12 protein-coding genes are annotated in these 16,285 nt (G+C 70.8%); 9 read left to right on the top strand and 3 right to left on the bottom strand.

Features of this window, described 5'->3' with window-relative positions; genetic code table 11:
- Nucleotides 1–151 precede the first annotated feature (151 nt).
- Both BJ992_RS17760 and BJ992_RS17755 read left to right on the top strand, forming a co-directional pair.
- The gene (locus BJ992_RS17760) at nt 152–1,003 is read left to right on the top strand and encodes a helix-turn-helix domain-containing protein (protein ID WP_246496687.1); all 852 of its coding nucleotides are present in this window, start codon (nt 152–154) and stop codon (nt 1,001–1,003) included.
- 18 nt (nt 1,004–1,021) lie between these two features.
- A complete protein-coding gene (locus tag BJ992_RS17755) occupies nt 1,022–1,246 on the top strand; it encodes a DUF397 domain-containing protein (protein ID WP_343072718.1) in 225 nt (74 codons plus the stop codon).
- Between the two features lie 4 nt (nt 1,247–1,250).
- Here the strand turns inward: BJ992_RS17755 and BJ992_RS17750 are convergent, their stop codons facing one another.
- Nucleotides 1,251–2,279, bottom strand: a complete 1,029-nt coding sequence (locus BJ992_RS17750; RefSeq protein WP_221474875.1) for a Glu/Leu/Phe/Val dehydrogenase dimerization domain-containing protein — start codon at nt 2,277–2,279, stop codon at nt 1,251–1,253.
- Between the two features lie 112 nt (nt 2,280–2,391).
- Here BJ992_RS17750 and BJ992_RS17745 point away from each other — a divergent pair, with 112 nt between their 5' ends.
- Entirely contained in the window at nt 2,392–2,856 is a 465-nt protein-coding gene (locus BJ992_RS17745; protein ID WP_184982409.1) for an Lrp/AsnC family transcriptional regulator, read from the top strand.
- 24 nt (nt 2,857–2,880) lie between these two features.
- On the opposite strand, the gene BJ992_RS17740 is transcribed toward BJ992_RS17745, so the two are convergent.
- Complete coding sequence (locus BJ992_RS17740; protein ID WP_184982407.1) at nt 2,881–4,320, bottom strand: amidohydrolase; 1,440 nt, start codon at nt 4,318–4,320, stop codon at nt 2,881–2,883.
- A gap of 510 nt (nt 4,321–4,830) precedes the next feature.
- Between BJ992_RS17740 and BJ992_RS17735 the strand changes: the two genes are divergently transcribed.
- The 4 genes from BJ992_RS17735 to BJ992_RS17720 all read left to right on the top strand — a co-directional run bounded on the left by BJ992_RS17735 (nt 4,831) and on the right by BJ992_RS17720 (nt 12,035).
- On the top strand, nt 4,831–6,597 hold the full coding sequence (locus tag BJ992_RS17735; RefSeq protein ID WP_184982405.1) for a thiamine pyrophosphate-dependent enzyme: 1,767 nt from the start codon (nt 4,831–4,833) through the stop codon (nt 6,595–6,597).
- Nucleotides 6,594–9,695: an FAD-binding and (Fe-S)-binding domain-containing protein gene (locus BJ992_RS17730; RefSeq protein WP_184982403.1), complete on the top strand. Its 3,102-nt coding sequence runs from the start codon at nt 6,594–6,596 to the stop codon at nt 9,693–9,695. Before BJ992_RS17735 ends, BJ992_RS17730 begins: the two co-directional genes overlap by 4 nt.
- Before the next feature lie 43 nt (nt 9,696–9,738).
- Nucleotides 9,739–10,824: an enolase C-terminal domain-like protein gene (locus tag BJ992_RS17725; RefSeq protein WP_343072717.1), complete on the top strand. Its 1,086-nt coding sequence runs from the start codon at nt 9,739–9,741 to the stop codon at nt 10,822–10,824.
- Between the two features lie 140 nt (nt 10,825–10,964).
- On the top strand, nt 10,965–12,035 hold the full coding sequence (locus BJ992_RS17720; protein WP_221474873.1) for a SpoIIE family protein phosphatase: 1,071 nt from the start codon (nt 10,965–10,967) through the stop codon (nt 12,033–12,035).
- Between the two features lie 78 nt (nt 12,036–12,113).
- Here the strand turns inward: BJ992_RS17720 and aceA are convergent, their stop codons facing one another.
- Nucleotides 12,114–13,406: an isocitrate lyase gene (gene aceA, locus BJ992_RS17715; protein ID WP_184982397.1), complete on the bottom strand. Its 1,293-nt coding sequence runs from the start codon at nt 13,404–13,406 to the stop codon at nt 12,114–12,116.
- Between the two features lie 356 nt (nt 13,407–13,762).
- Between aceA and BJ992_RS17710 the strand changes: the two genes are divergently transcribed.
- On the top strand, nt 13,763–15,232 hold the full coding sequence (locus BJ992_RS17710) for a helix-turn-helix domain-containing protein (RefSeq protein WP_425503673.1): 1,470 nt from the start codon (nt 13,763–13,765) through the stop codon (nt 15,230–15,232).
- 70 nt (nt 15,233–15,302) lie between these two features.
- Entirely contained in the window at nt 15,303–16,280 is a 978-nt protein-coding gene (locus BJ992_RS17705; protein ID WP_184988364.1) for a glucosyl-3-phosphoglycerate synthase, read from the top strand.
- Nucleotides 16,281–16,285: the final 5 nt, after the last annotated feature.

Genomic DNA, 16,285 nt, shown 5'->3' with positions numbered 1-16,285 from the left:
CCCTGACCGGCATCGGCTTCGCCACTCTGTGTGTACGATCCGTCACTTGACGATGTCATGTCGCACACATGATTGGCGGCACAACCACAAATTTGTGCGACACAAAATCCGGTCTTCATATCAGGGCATATCTACGCAGGGGCGGTGAAAGTTGAGTGCCAAGCGCGCGATGACCTTGCGGGCTCAATGGCTCGGCCGAGAACTACGGCGACTCAGGGAGACGTGCGGACTCACCCTCAAAGAAGTAGGCGGCTTCATTCAGCGGGATGGTGGCACTGTCAGCCGTATCGAGGCAGGCATCTACCCTGCCCGTACGCCGGACGTTCTTGCCATGCTGGATTTGTACGGCGTGACCGAGCCGCGTCGCCGTGACGGGTTGCTGCGTCTCGCGCATGAGGTCTGGCAAAGCGGCTGGTGGGATAGCTTTTCCGAAGATCTGTCAGGGACGATGGTGGACTATGCCTGGGTCGAGTCGCGCGCCAGACGGATTCGTTCGTTCGACGCGCTAGTAATCCCTGGCCTCCTGCAGACCCGTCCCTACATGGAAGCCGTGCAGCAGGCTGTCGCGGACTTCTCTCCCGTCCAGATCTCCTCCGGGATCCGATTCCGGCTCACCCGCCAGCAGATCCTCACCGACAGGAGGCCTCCGCATATCGAAGCGATCTTGGACGAGAGCCTTCTGCGGCGCCAGCAAGGCGGTAAGGACGTCCTCAGAGATCAACTGCACTATATCGCGACCTTGGCCGCGCAACCTCATATCGAAGTGCGCGTCCTGCCGTTCGCTTCCGGCGCTCATGCGAGCCCTGAGGGAGCGTTCAGGATCTTCGAAATGTCCGATCCGTATCCCGATGTGGTCTATATGGACACTCCTGGCGGCGGCATTTACATGGAAGGTGATGAGGTGCGGAGGTTTATACTCAAATTTGATCACATTCGGCATGATTCATTGACTGTGCCGGAATCTATCGCACTACTGCACGAGATAGCCGAAAAGCTGCGCTGACCAGGATGGAGCCGTACCGTGTCTCCCTCGCCGGAACACTCTCAGATCGCCGCATGGCACATCAGCACCTTCAGTCCTGACGGCGGCCCCAACTGCGTCGAGGCCGGTCCCTTGCTGGACGGCAGCGGTCGTATCGCCGTACGTCACAGTCGTCACCCGGAGGGCCCGGTGATCGTGTACACGCGGGCCGAGTGGGACGCGTTCCTCGCGGGTGTGCGGGCCGACGAGTTCGATTTCCAGTAGTCGGTCAGGTGGTGCCGAGGCGGCGTTGTGCGAGGTCGTGGCCTGCTTGGGCTGGGGTTGTGTCCTGGGTGGCGGCTGTGGTCAAAAGGTCGGTGACGATGGTCTCTATGGCGTTGACCCGGGTCGAGGACTGGGTGGCGTCCAGGTGGTGCAGTTCTGTGGTTATCGCGTTGATGACGCCGCCGGCGCTGACGACGTAGTCGGGGATCCAGAGGATGCCGCGCCGGTGCAGCAGGCCGGCCACCTCGGGGGTGTCGAGTTGGTTGTTGGCGGGGCCGGCGATGGCGCGGCAGCGGAGGTCGTGTGTGGTTTGTGCGGTCAGCAGGCCGCCTAGGGCGGCGGGGATGAGGATATCGGTCTCCTTGGAGAGGATCGTGGCGGAGGAGTGCCAGGTGGCGCCGAGTTCTTCGGCCAGGGGTCTCTTGGCGGGGTCGATGTCGGTGACGGTGAGGTCGGCGTTCTCGGCGGTGAGGAGGCGGGCGAGGTGTTCGCCTACGTGGCCGAGGCCGATCAGGGTCATCCGGCGGCCGTCGAGGTCGCGATCGCCGTACAGGTGGTGGCTGACGGCGTGGAGGGCCGCGAGGGTGCCTTGTGCGGTGTGGGGGGAGGAGTCGCCGCTGCCACCTAGGTGCGGTGGCTTGCAGAAGACGTGGGGGGTGGTCTCGCCGATCACAGCCATGTCGGCGGGGGAGGTGCCGACGTCGGGGCCCACGGCGTACGTGCCGTCGAGCGCGTTGATCACCTCGGCCACGTCGCGCAGGACGTCGCGGCGACTCGGCGGGTCGAGTTCCGTGCCGGGTGGGAGGGCCACGACGGTCTTCCCGCCGCCGCTCGGCAGGCCGGCCGCCGCGAATTTGAGGGTCATGGCGGACGACAGGCGCAGTGCGTCGGTGAGGCCGTCCCGCCAGCCGGGGTAGTGCCAGAGCCGGAGACCACCCGCGGCGGGGCCGAGTGCGGTGGAGTGGACGGCGAGGACGATCGGCAGGCCGGAGCGTGGGCCCCGGCGGATGAGGATTTGTTCGTGATCCAGCACAGGCGTGTCCCTTCTCGCGATCGGCCACGACGATAGCGAGCGAGCCAGGCATCTGATCTGTTCCACGGGTCTGTACCGAACGTTTGGCTGGAAACCGCTCTAGCATCCGTACATGGACGAACTTGATGCGGAGATCCTCCGGCTTCTCCAGACAGATGCGCGGCAGTCCAACCGCGAGCTGGCTCGTAGGCTCGGCGTCGCGCCGTCGACGTGCCTGGAACGGGTCCGCGCGCTGACTCGCCGTGGGGTCATCCGCGGCTACCACGCCGACATCGACCCGGCCGCGCTCAACCGGCGGGTGCAGGCCCTGGTGTCGGTGCAGATCCGGCCGCTCAGCCGGTCCGTAATCGACACGTTCAAGGAGTTCGCCGCCGGCCTGCCGGAGGTGCTCAGCGTCTTCGTGATCTCCGGTGGGGACGATTTCGTGCTGCACGTCGCCGTCCAGGACCTGGACAGCCTGCATGCCTTCCTCATCGACCGGCTCAGCAAGCGCCGTGAGATCACCGGGTTCCGCACCTCGATGATCTTCCAGCAGGTCGGCACGACCGCGCCTGCCCGCCTTCCGGAGGTGTCCTAGGTACGTCGGCCGCCTGAACGGTCATCACAGGAGGCGGTGGGTCCAGCGGCCGGCGAGGAGGGTGCCGGTCACCTCTATGGTGCGGAGTTTGCCGTCGGGGACCGTGGCGGGGTCGTCGGCGGTGATGACGAGGTCGGCGGGGGTGCCGGGGGTGAGGGTGGTGCGGCCTCGGGAGGAGGCGGCGAGGGCTGTGCTCAGGGGGAGGGACTGGTCGGGGTGCCAGGGGGAGCGGGTGTCGTCGGTGCGGGTGACGGCGGAGGCTATGGCGTCCCAGGGGTCCAGGGGGGCCACGGGAGCGTCGGAGCCGAATTCGAGGGTGGCGCCGGCGGCGGACAGAGCGGCGTAGGGGTAGGCGTGGTGGGTTCGGTCTTTCCAGTACGTGTCGGCTATGTCGCGGTCGTCGGGGGCGTGGGCCGGTTGGACGCTTGCCACCAGGTGGGGACGGCGGAACCTGGGGAGGTCGGCGGGGGCCACCAATTGGACGTGTTCGATGCGGCCGGGGCAGCCCACGGTTTCGAAGGCGTCCAGGGTGATGGTCACGGCGAGGTCGCCGATGGCGTGGACGGCGGGGTGGACGCCGTGGGCCGTGGCGAGGGCCATGAGGGTGCGCAGTTCCGCGGGGGCGATCTCCAGGGAGCCTCGGGAGGTGGTGCCGGGGTAGGGGTGCTCGCAGTAGGCGGTCTTGGTGTTGAGTGAGCCGTCGGTGAAGATCTTGACGGGGCCGACCTCCAGCAGGCCGCCGGAGCCCGGTACGGGGTCGCCGGTGCGCAGGCCTCGGCCGATGGCCTCCTCCAGGCGGTTGCGGGGGATGGAGCAGACGACCCGTACGTCGAGGAGCCGGGTCCTCGCGCGCCGGGTCCAGTCGGTGACGTTGTCGGCCATCTCGAAGTCCTGGATGCCGACCACGCCCCGGGCCGCGGCGGCGGTGGCGGCCTCGGCGACCCAGCGGTCGAGCTCCTCCTCGGGGGGCCTGGGGAGGGCCGTGACGGCGGCGTAGCACTCCTGCTCGCGCAGCACGCCGGTCGGGTGGTCGCCGCGGCCCACGAGGGTCAGCGCGGCGGGGCTGAGCCACACGGTGTGCAGGTCCTGGCTCATCAGCGCCAGCGCGGCACCGGGGGCGGCGGCTTCGAGCAGGGACTTGCCCGGGGTGTCGGGCCACATGGCGTCCCGGAAACCGAAGCCCACGGTCACTCCTGACGACAGATTCGCCGTCATCAGATCCACCGCGTGGCGGGCCGAGGTCGCACCGGACAGGTCCACGCGGCGTCGGGTCTGGGCCCACTGGACGGCGTGCACGTGTGTGTCCCACAGGCCCGGCAGCACAGTGCCGCCGTGGACATCCACCGTCTCGGTTCCGGGAGGTGGCTGCGTGCCGGGCTCGGCGATCAGGCCGTCCACGATCAGGATGTCGCCCACGGGACCGCCGGGGCCGGTGCGCGCGTCGCGCAGCAGGAGTGAGGACATGCCTCGCATGCTAGGCCGACGGGAAAGAACCGGCCGTGCCGCCGGGGAAACCGCCGTCGAGCGGGGGACACGCCGCCGTCGCGTGTGCCGTGATCCAGGACCGGGCCGTGATCGTTGTTTGCGTGGACGGACTCGGGGCACGGCCAGGAGAAGCGGCCGGGCCCGGCCGGACAACATGACGGACGGTGTCACGTTCCCCGGGACACAGGCGGCCACCTGCGACCCGGTGCACGACCACTCACCTGCACAGGAACCGGCGTGGCCTCACCGCGCCGCGGCACAGGCCTCGACGCGATCTCGTCGCGGGCTCCGGCGCCGTGAGCCGGCACCACGCGCGTCCGGTGCGTGAATCGCCGCCGGAGACAGCGCATGAGCGCGGGCTCGTCTCTTGCGCGGCGAAGGAACTCCCGCCGTCCGACTCCGAAGGCGCCAGTCGTGTCCTCCTCCCGGCGCGTACGAGAGGCGGTCCGGTGGCGTCCCGCGATCGGCATCCCCACACGGAGGCGGCACATGAAGGAAATCGTCGGAGAGGGTCTCGCGAGGCGGCTCGTCGAGTGGGGGGTCGACACGATCTTCGGGTTGCCGGGGGACGGGATCAACGGGCTGATGGAGGGGTTCAGGCGCGAACGGGAGAACCTCAGGTTCGTGCTGGTGCACCACGAGGAGGCGGCGGCGTTCATGGCGGCCGGGTACGCCAAGGCGACCGGGAAACTCGGGGTGTGCGCCGCGACGTCGGGGCCCGGGGCCATCCATCTCCTGAACGGGTTGTACGACGCCAAGCTCGACCACGTGCCGGTGCTGGCGATCACAGGGATGCAGGAGACGTCGGTCCTCGGCACGTACTACCAGCAGGAGGTGCACGTCGACCGGCTGTACCAGGACGTCGCGGCGTACAACCTGATGATCACCAATCCGCAGCAGGTCCCCGGTGTGGTGGACCTCGCGATCCGCACCGCGTTGTCGCAGCGGGCCGTGGCGCACCTGACGTTCCCCAACGACATCCAGGTCGCGGCCATGGACGAGGACCCCTACCGGCATGTCGGCCCGGGAAGCGCGCCGAGCAGCCTGCCGACGTGGTCGCGGCCGCCGCTGCGGCCCGCGCCGCGGGACCTGGAACGGGCCGCCGAGGTGCTGCGGGCCGGCCGGAAGGTCGCGATGCTCGTCGGCGCGGGGGCCAGAGGCGCGCGGCACGAGGTGCTGGCCGTCGCGGACCGGCTGGCCGCGCCGATCGTGAAGACCCTTCCCGGCAAGCACGTCGTGCCGGACGACCATCCTCTCACCACCGGCGGGCTCGGCCTGCTCGGCACCCGGCCGAGCGAGGAGCTGATGGAGGAGTGCGACACGCTGCTGATGGTCGGCACGTCGTTCCCGTACGGCAAGTACCTGCCGCCGGACGGCCAGGCGCGCGTGGTGCAGATCGACGCCGACCCGAGCCTCATCGGCATGCGCAGGCCCACCGAGGCGCCGGTCGCCGCCGACGCCAAGGCCGCGCTCCAGGAACTGCTGCCGCTGCTGGAACCCGCGGCCGACCGGTCGTTCCTCGCCAAGTACCAGCGCGCGATGGACTCCTGGCGGGACGACATGACGTCGCTGCAGGACGCGTCGCGCGACCCGATCGCGCCGCAGTACCTCATGGCGTGCGTGGACGAGGCGGCGTCCGACGACGCCATCTTGACCTGCGACTCCGGGACCATCGCCACCTGGGCCGCGCGGCACTGGACGATACGCGGCGGCCGGGAGTTCTACCTGTCGGGGAACCTCGCCACCATGGCGCCGGGTCTGCCGTACGCGATCGCGATGCAGCACGCGTTCCCCGGCAGGCAGGTCGTCGCGTTCGTGGGGGACGGCGGGTTCGCGATGCTGATGGCCGAGTTCCTCACCGCCGTGCGGCACGACCTGCCGGTCAAGATCGTGATCAACAACAACAACTCGTACGGCCAGATCCTGTGGGAGCAGATCATCCTCGGCTACCCCGAGTACGCGGTGCGGCACCGGCAGCCGGAGGCGGACTTCTCGGTGTGGGCCCGCGGCTGCGGCGCGTTCGGCGCCAAGGTGACCGACCCCAAGGACCTGCCGGCCGCGCTGCGTGAGGCCTTCGCGCACGACGGCCCCGCGCTGGTGGACTGCGACGTGAACCCGAACGAGCCGCCGATGCCGGGGAAGGTGAAGTACGAGCAGGCCAAGGCGTTCACCGAGGCCTTCCTGCGCGGCCAGCCGCACAAGGCCGGCATCCTGTCCACGGTCGCGCGCGATAAGTTCAACGAGCTGCGGCCATGAGCACGACCGCGCGCCGCCGCGCCGCGCCGTCCGGTCACGCGGCCGAGCCCGTGCGGTACGTCGACGTGGCGGCACTTCGGCGGGACCTGGAAGAGGCCGTGGACGGCGAGGTCCGTTTCGACGCGACGATGCGGGGGGCCTACTCCACCGACGCCTCCAACTACCGCCAGGTCCCGCTCGGCGTGGTGTGTCCCCGTACCGTCGAGGCGGCGGTGGCGGCCGTCGCGGCCTGCCGGCGGCACGGCGCGCCGCTGCTGTCCCGCGGCGGCGGCACCAGCCTCGCGGGGGAGTGCGCCAACACCGCCGTCGTGCTCGACTGGTCCAAGTACTGCCACCGGCTGCTGGAGGTGGACCCCGAGGCGAGGACCTGCCTGGTGGAGCCCGGCATCGTGCTGGACACGCTCAACGAGCGGCTCGCCCCGTACGGCCTGGAGTTCGGCCCGCGGCCGGCGACGCACGACCACTGCACGATCGGCGGCATGATCGGCAACAACTCGTGCGGCGCCACGGCGCAGCGCACCGGCAAGGTCGTGGACAACGTCGTGGAGCTGGAGTTGCTGCTGCACGACGGCACACGCATGTGGGTGGGGGAGACCAGCGCCGAGCGGTACGACGACATACGGCGGCGCGGCGGACGCCAGGCCGAGATCTACCAGCGGCTCACCGCGTTGCGCGACGCGCACCTCGGCCAGATCCGCACCCGCTACCCCGCCATCCCGCGCCGCGTGTCGGGATACAACCTCGACAGCCTGCTCCCCGAACGCGGCTTCCACGTGGCACGCGCGCTGGTCGGCTCCGAAGGCACCCTGGTCGTCGTGCTGCGCGCACGATTGGCCCTGGTGCCGATCGTCAAGGCCCGCACCATGGCCTACGTGGCGTTCCCCGACATCGCCGCCGCCGCGGACGCCGTCCCCTCGATCCTGCCGCACGCGCCGATCGCGCTGGAAGGCGTGGACGACAAGCTCATCGGGTTCGAGCGGATGAAGCACCTCAACCCCGAGGCCGTGGAACGGCTCCCCGAGGGAGGCGCGTGGCTGCTCGTCCAGATGGGAGGGGAGGACAAGCAGGACGCCGACCGCGCGGCCGACGCGATGCTGCGCGCGCTCGGCAGGACACGTGACGACCCGAGCGTCGGGCTGTTCGACGACGAACGGCTCGAGGAACAGATGTGGCAGATCCGCGAGTCGGGGCTCGGCGCGACGGCGCGGGTGCCGGGGATGGCCGACACCTGGCCCGGCTGGGAGGACTCGGCGGTCGGTCCCGACCGGCTCGGCGGCTATGTGCGCGACCTGCGCGGGCTGTTCGAGCGGTACGGCTACCAGCAGGCCTCGGTGTACGGTCATTTCGGCCAGGGCTGTGTGCACTGCCGCGTCCCGTTCGACCTGACCAGCGCCGCCGGGGTGGCACGTTTCCGGTCGTTCATGGAGGACGCCGCCGACCTGGTGGTGTCCTACGGCGGGTCCCTGTCGGGGGAGCACGGCGACGGCCAGGCGCGCGGCGAGCTGCTGCCGAGGATGTTCGGCCACGACCTGGTGCGCGCCTTCGGGGAGTATAAGGCGATCTTCGACCCGGACGGCCTGATGAACCCCGGCAAGGTCACCGATCCCTACCCGCTCGACACGCTCCTGCGGCTCGGCCCGGACTACGACCACAGCGGCGTGACGACGAACTTCGCCTATCCGGACGACGACGGTGACTTCGGCCGTGCCGTGCTGCGGTGCGTCGGGGTGGGGAAGTGCCGCCGCGAGCACGGCGGCGTCATGTGCCCCTCCTACATGGTGACCCGCGCCGAGGAGCACTCGACTCGGGGCCGCGCACGGCTGCTGTTCGAGATGCTCGACGGGACGGCCCGCGCCGGCGCGGTCGGCGACGGCTGGCGGTCGAAGGCCGTGCACGAGGCACTGGACCTGTGCCTGGCCTGCAAGGGCTGCAAGTCCGACTGCCCCGTCAACGTGGACATGGCCACCTACAAGGCCGAGTTCCTCTCCCACCACTACGCCGGCCGGCTGCGGCCCCGCGGTCACTACGCCATGGGGTGGCTGCCGGTGTGGGCCGACATCGCGGCTCACGCGCCGCGCCTGGTGAACGCGCTGTCCCACGCGCCGCTGATCGGCCGCCTCGCCAAGGTGGCGGCCGGGGTGGACCACCGGCGTGAGCTGCCGCTGTTCGCGCCGCGGACCTTCCGGGACTGGTTCGCCGGCCACCGGCCCGCCGGGGACGGGGAACGCGGGGAGGTCGTGCTGTGGCCGGACACCTTCACCGACCACTTCCATCCCGACGTGGCGCGCGCCGCGGTCGAGGTGATGGAGTCGGCCGGCTGGCGGGTGCGGGTGCCTGACGGCGCGGTCTGCTGCGGTCTCACCTGGATCTCCACCGGTCAGCTCGGCCTTGCCAAGCGCGCGCTGCGCCACGCCGTCGCCGAGCTGGCCCCGGCCGTACGCGCCGGGACGCGGGTGGTGGTGCTGGAACCGAGCTGCGCCGCCGTGTTCCGCTCCGACGCCGCCGATCTGCTCCCCGGCGACAAGGACGTCCGGCGGCTGGCGGGCCTGACCGTGACCCTGGTCGAGCTGCTGCGCGACCACACCCCCGGCTGGACGCCGCCACAGGTGTCCCGGGAGGCCCTGGTGCAGGTGCACTGCCACCAGCACGCGGTGCTCGGCTACGACGCCGACCAGGCGGTGCTCCGGGACGCCGGGGTGGACGCGCGGGTGCTCGACTCCGGGTGCTGCGGCCTCGCCGGGAACTTCGGGTTCGAGAAGGGACACTACGAGGTGTCGGAGGCGTGCGCGGAACGGGTGCTGCTGCCGGAGATCCGGCAGGCGTCCCCCGCGGCCCTCGTCCTCGCCGACGGGTTCAGCTGCCGTACCCAGATCGAGCAGAGCGACGCCGGCGGACGCGAGGCCGTGCACCTGGCTCAGGTGCTGCGCGCCGGGCTGCGGCACGAACGAGGCCCGGAGGCGTGTCCGGAACGATCCTTGGCGGTCCGTACGGCCCCGCCGTCCACGGCGGCACGGGTGGCCGCCACGGCCGCCGCGGGGACGGCAGCGGCAGCGCTGGCCGTGCTCGCGCGGCGGACGCTCCGGCGGAGATCGGGCTGACCGTGCACGCGTGCCGTGCGGGGTCCGTCTCGCGGAGGCGCCGGTGGCGATCGAGCTGACCGCGCGTGCCTACCACGTCCCCACCGACGCACCCGAGGCCGACGGGACCTTCGCGTGGACCGGCACCACCGCCGTCGTCGCGCACGCCTCCTCAAGCGGGATCACCGGCCTCGGGTGGACGTACGCGCCGGTCGCCGCGGCGGGGATCGTGACCGGCATGCTGGCGCCGGCCGTGGCGGACCTCGACCCCGACGACGTGCCGCGTGCCTGGGCCGCGATGGCGCGGCGGCTGCGCAACGCGGGCCGTCCCGGCGTCGCGGGGTGCGCGCTGTCGGCCGCCGACTGCGCGCTGTGGGACCTCAAGGCCCGCCGGCACGGCCTGGCGCTGGCACAGCTGCTCGGCCGTGTGCGCGACGACGTCCCGGTGTACGGCAGCGGGGGGTTCACCACCTACGACGAGGAACGCCAGCACCGGCAGCTCGCGCACTGGACCGGCGAGCAGGGCATCCCCCGGGTGAAGATCAAGATCGGGGAGTCGTGGGGACGGCGGCCCGGCCGCGACCTGCGCCGCATGGCCGCCGCGCGGCGCACCGTCGGCGACGACGTGGAACTGTTCGTGGACGCCAACGGCGCCTACACCCGCAAACAGGCCGTCCGGATCATGCGCGAGGCCGCCGGCCTGGACGTGCGCTGGTTCGAGGAGCCGGTGTCCTCCGACGACCTCGAAGGCCTCGGGATCGTCCGCGACGCGGTGGACGCCGACGTCGCGGCCGGCGAGTACGGCTACGACCTGGTGTACTTCGAGCGCATGGCGCCGTTCGTGGACTGCCAGCAGATCGACGTGACCCGCTGCGGCGGCGTCAGCGAGTTCCTGCGGGCCGCCGCGGTCGCCGCCGCGCACGGCCTTGAGGTGTCGGGCCACTGCGCACCCCACCAGCACCTCGCGGTCGCCGCGGCCGTGCCGAACCTGCGGCACCTGGAATGGTTCCACGATCACGTCCGCGTCGAGTCGATGCTCTTCGACGGGACCCGGCCGGTGGTGGACGGCCGGGTGGCGGCCGTGCGGGACGCTCCGGGTAACGGGCTTGTGCTGAAGGAACCGGACGCCGAGCGGTGGCGGGTAGGCTGAGACCGGAGGCGCGGGGGCGGCACGATGATCGTCCCCGGCGTGTCCGGATCCGGCGGTCACGCTGAATCAGAGGCCTTCCGATGGCGCGCCGACCGGACGTGCCGATACGTTGGAGACGTGGGAACGGGAACGGCGGACCGGTGCTGAAGACGCGCCTGGGTGACTCGAAGGGCCGATCGCGGACGGTGCTGAGTTCGCTGCCGTTCATCGCCGTCGGCCTGGTCGCGGTGACCGACCTGCTCGCCGGGCCGCGGCTCGGGTTCCTCCCGCTGCTCACCCTCGGGCCGACCTTCGCCTCGGTCTCGGGCAGCGTGCGCAGGACGTTCGCGGTCGGTGGCCTGTCCCTGATGGTCAGCCTGCCGCTGGCCTACTACAGCGAAGTGCTCTTCACCCCCCAGAACAACCTCGTGCTCGCGACCCTCGTCGCGGTCACCGGCGCGAGCGCGCTGGCCAGCCATCTGCGCATCCGCCGTGAGCGCGAGCTGGCGGACGTCCGGCTGGTCGCCGAGGCCGCGCAGCGGGTCCTGCTGCGTCCGGTGCCGCGGCGGGCCGACGACCTGCGCATCGCGCTGTCCTACACCTCCGCCGCGGCCGAGGCGCAGATCGGCGGCGACCTGTACGAGGTCGTCAGCACGATGCACGGGGTCCGCCTGCTCATCGGCGACGTCCAGGGCAAGGGGCTCGGGGCCGTGGAGACGGCGGCCTGGGTGCTCGGCGCGTTCCGGGAGGCCGCGTACGACGAACCGGACCTCGCGGCCGTGGGGGAGCGGGTCGAGCACAGCCTCATGCGGCACCTCGGCGGTGAGAAGTTCGTCACCGCCGTCATCGGCGAGGTCCACGAGGACGAGATCTCGCTGCTCAACTTCGGCCACCCCGCGCCGTTGATCATCCGCCGGGACGGCGACGTCGTCGAGGCCGAGCCCGAGATCGAGTGTCCCCCGCTCGGCCTGGTGGCGCTCGGTGACGGCGGGGTGAAGCCCTACCGCTTCCCGTTCACCGACGGCGACCAGATCCTGCTGTACACCGACGGCGTGATCGAGGCCCGCGACCGCTCGGGCTCGTTCTACCCGCTGCTGGAACGCGCCGGGCTGCTCACGGCCGCCGACCCGCAGGCCGCGCTCGACGAGCTGCGCTCCGACCTGATCTCCCATGTCGGCGGGCCGCTCGGGGACGACGCGGCCATGCTGTTCATCCGCAGGCATCCCGCCTGACCGCCGTCACCTGGCACGGCGTCCGGCCCTCTCGCGGTGAGGGCCGGACGCCGCGACCCGTGGCCCCCTGGTCAGGGGTCAGTGAGCGGCGGTGAACTGCTCGGCCTCGGTGGAGCCCTTCAGTGCCACGGTCGAGGAGTCGGGGGCCACGGCCGTGCTGACCATGTCGAAGTACCCGGTGCCGACCTCCCGCTGGTGGCGGGTGGCGGTGTAGCCGCGGCGTTCGGCCGCGAACTCCTCCTCCTGCAGCCGGACGTAGGCCGGCATGCCGTCGTCGGCGTACCCGCGGGCCAGGTCGAACATCGAGTAGTTCAGCGAGTGGAAGCCGGCCAAGGTGATGAACTGGAAGCGGTACCCCATGTGGCCGAGCTCGCGCTGGAACTTGGCGATCGTGGAGTCGTCCAGGTGCTTCTTCCAGTTGAACGACGGTGAGCAGTTGTACGCCAGCATCTGGTCGGGATACTGCGCCTTGACCGCCTCGGCGAAGCGGCGCGCCACGTCCAGGTCCGGCGTGGAGGTCTCCATCCACAGCAGGTCGGAGTACGGCGCGTAGGCGAGGCCGCGCGCGATGCAGGCGTCCACGCCGTTGCGCACCCGGTAGAAGCCCTCCGCGGTGCGGTCGCCGGTGGTGAACACCGCGTCACGGGGGTCGACGTCGCTGGTCAGCAGGGTCGCGGCCTGAGCGTCGGTCCGCGCGATGATCAACGTGGGTACGTCGCACACGTCGGCGGCGAGGCGGGCCGCGTTCAGTGTCTTGATGTGCTGGCCGGTGGGGATCAGCACCTTGCCGCCGAGGTGGCCGCACTTCTTCTCCGAGGCGAGCTGGTCCTCCCAGTGCACCCCGGCGGCACCGGCGGCGATCATGCCTTTCATCAGCTCGAAGGCGTTGAGCACGCCGCCGAACCCGGCTTCGGCGTCGGCGACGATCGGCGCGAGCCAGTGCGGGGCCCCGCGGTCGCCTTCCGACCAGGTGATCTGGTCGGCCCGCAGCAGCGCGTTGTTGATGCGCCGCACCACGGCCGGCACCGAGTTGGCCGGGTAGAGGCTCTGGTCGGGGTAGGTCTGGCCGCCGAGGTTGGCGTCCGCGGCGACCTGCCACCCCGACAGGTAGATGGCTTTCAGTCCGGCTTTGACCTGCTGGACGGCCTGGTTCCCGGTGAGCGCGCCGAGCGCGTGCACATAGTCCTCGGTCCGCAGCAGCGACCACAGCCGCTCGGCGCCGAGGCGTGCGAGGGTGTGTTCCTCCTGGACCGAGCCCCGCAGGCGGACGACGTCTTCGGCCGTATAGGTCCGTTCGACGTCCGCCCAACGCGGGTCGCTCTCCCACTCCCGCCGCAGTTCGTCCGCAGCTCCCTTGAGGCGATCTTTCATTTTGACTCCTTTGACGTCCCCTGGGCGCTTGGTACGAGTCTGCGACGACTCAGGGCTCACACATAGCCCTGATCATGGAAAAAGTCGCTGAATTTTCGCTATAGAGCAATACTGGCCGGTCTTCTGGCATGAAGAAATGCAAAGTTTTCTGAATGGCCTAGACCAATTCTTGTGACCTGGCTCACTATGTGGCGGGGAGTGGTTGCCGGGATGCCCCGGCTAACAGGGACATTCCGCCGTGCCGGCGGATGGGTGCTTCGCACCAAGCCGGCCTTGACCCCGCCGCCACCCCGTCACGGCGGCACGATGACCGATGTCACTGGAAGAAGCTCGAATTTTGCGCCTAGGATCGAGACATGGCGTCCTTGGTGGGAGAAGAACCGCTGACTTTGACGCAGGAGTTGGACCTGCTGGCGTTCGGCCAGCGCCTGCGGCACCTGCGCAAGCAGCGTGGTCTCACCCTGTCCGAGCTCGGCGAGCGCGTCGGCCGCGCACCGAGCCAGCTCTCCCTGCTGGAGAACGGCAAGCGTGAGCCCAAGCTGTCCCTGCTGAAGTCGCTGGCCTCCGCGCTGTCGGTGCCGGTCGAGGAACTGCTGCGCCGCCAGGCCCCGAGCCGCCGCGCGCAGCTGGAGATCGCGCTGGAGGAGGCGCAGCGCGACCCCCTGTACGCCGGCCTCGGCCTGCCTCGCCTGAAGGTGTCCGCGCGCGTGCCGAACGACGTGCTCGAACACATCCTCGGCCTGTACGAGGAACTGCGCGCGCGCCAGGCCCGCGGCACCGCCACCCCTGAGGAGGCCAGGGCCGCCAACGCCGGGCTGCGCCTCAAGCAGCGCGAGCAGGGCAACTACTTCGCCGAGATCGAGTCCGCCGCCGCCGAGGCCCTCGCCGCCGTCGGGTACCGCACGGGTCCACTGTCCCAGGGCACCGTGCAGGCCCTGGTCACCCACTTCGGGTACACGGTGCGCACCGCGCAGGACCTGCCGCGGTCGGTCCGGTCCATCACCGACCTGCGCAACCGGCGCATCTACGTGAAGAACGAGCAGCTCGGCATGCACACGCCGCGCACCATCCTGCTGCAGACCATCGGCCACCTGGCGCTCGGCCACCACCGGCCTCGCGACTTCGCCGACTTCCTGCGCCAGCGCACCGAGGCCAACTACTTCGCCGCCGCCGTGCTCGTCCCCGAGGCCACCGCCGTGCCGTACCTCAAGGAGGCCAAGCAGGACCGCGCGCTGTCGGTCGAGGACCTGCGCGACGTGTTCGCCGTCTCCTACGAGATGGCCGCGCACCGCTTCACCAACCTCGCGACGCACCACCTGGACCTGGTGTGTCACTTCGTGCGCAACGACGCCGGCGGCATCATCTACAAGGCCTACGAGAACGACGGCATCGTGTTCCCCGCCGACGAGCAGGGGGCCATCGAGGGCCAGCGCATGTGCCTGCGCTGGTCGGGCCGCCAGGTGTTCCTGTCCCCCGACCGGTTCTCGGTGCACTACCAGTACTCCGACTCGCCGACCGGCACCTACTTCTGCGTGGCGCACGTCGACCCGTCCCGTGAGCGCGACTTCGCGATCACCCTCGGCGTGCCGTACCGCGAGTCGCGGTGGTTCCGCGGCAGGGAGACCACCAACCGCACCCGGTCCGAGTGCCCGTCCGGGGACTGCTGCCGCCGGCCGCCGGCCGAGCTGACCCAGCGCTGGGAGGGGTACGCCTGGCCGTCCGCGCGCGCCAACTCCCACGTCCTCGCCGCGCTGCCCCCCGGCTCGTTCCCCGGCGTGGACGAGGCCGACGTCTACACCTTCCTGGAGCGGCATGCCGCCGTCTGAACCTCGGAGGGAACGCCGGTTTCGCGGGCGAATAGAGTGATGAGGGTGTTGTGTGACGGGGGGTCGGCGGGTGCTGCCTGAGGTCGAGGAGTGGCTGCGCACCCGGACCACCGCGTCGGCCGACTGGCCGCTGGACGCGCTGCTCGCCGCCAAGGGCGGCACCACGATCAGCGTCGTGCTGCCGGCCAGGAACGAGCAGGAGACCGTCGGCGAGATCGCCGCCGCCGTCCGCCGCGACCTGATGGAGGCCGCGCCGCTGGTGGACGAGCTTGTCGTCGTCGACTCCCGTTCCACCGACGACACCGCCGAGCGCGCCGTGCGGGCCGGTGCCAAGGTCTTCGGCCAGGACGAGATCCTTCCCAGCCTGCCGGCCATGGACGGCAAGGGGGACGTGCTGTGGAAGTCGCTCGCCGTCACCACCGGCGATCTGCTGGTGTTCGTGGACGCCGACCTGCGCGAGTTCCGCACGTCGTTCGTCACGGGCTTGCTCGGCCCGCTGCTCGCCGACCCGTCGGTGGTGCTGGTCAAGGGCTGCTACGACCGGCCGCTGCGCGAGGCGGGGGAAGGCGGTGGCCGGGTCACCGAGCTGGTCGCGCGGCCCCTGCTCAACCTCCACTGGCCGATGCTGGCCGGTTTCGTGCAGCCGCTCGCCGGCGAGTACGCCGCGCGCCGCGCCGTACTGGAACGGGTGCCGTTCGCCACCGGCTACGGCGTGGAGATCGGCCTGCTCATCGACCTGCTCGACCAGGCGGGCCTCGGCGCGCTCGCGCAGGTCGACCTCGGCCGCCGGGTGCACTCCCACCAGTCCACCGAGGCGCTCGGCGTGATGGCGGGCCAGATCATGCACACCGCGTGGTCCCGCCTGGAACGGCAGTGCAAGCTCATCTCCCTGCACACCCCCGCCGCCGGCCTCACGCAGTTCCGCCGCGGCCCCGCCGGCCACGTGCCGATGACCCGGGACGTGCTTCCCGGCGAGCGTCCCCCCATGCTGGACATCCCCGAGTACGCCGCCGCGCGCACGCCGGAGCCTCGCACCGCCTCGTCGTGACCGTG

Source organism: Sphaerisporangium rubeum, from assembly GCF_014207705.1.
GTDB lineage: Bacteria > Actinomycetota > Actinomycetes > Streptosporangiales > Streptosporangiaceae > Sphaerisporangium > Sphaerisporangium rubeum.
This window is presented reverse-complemented; position numbering and strand designations above follow the sequence as displayed.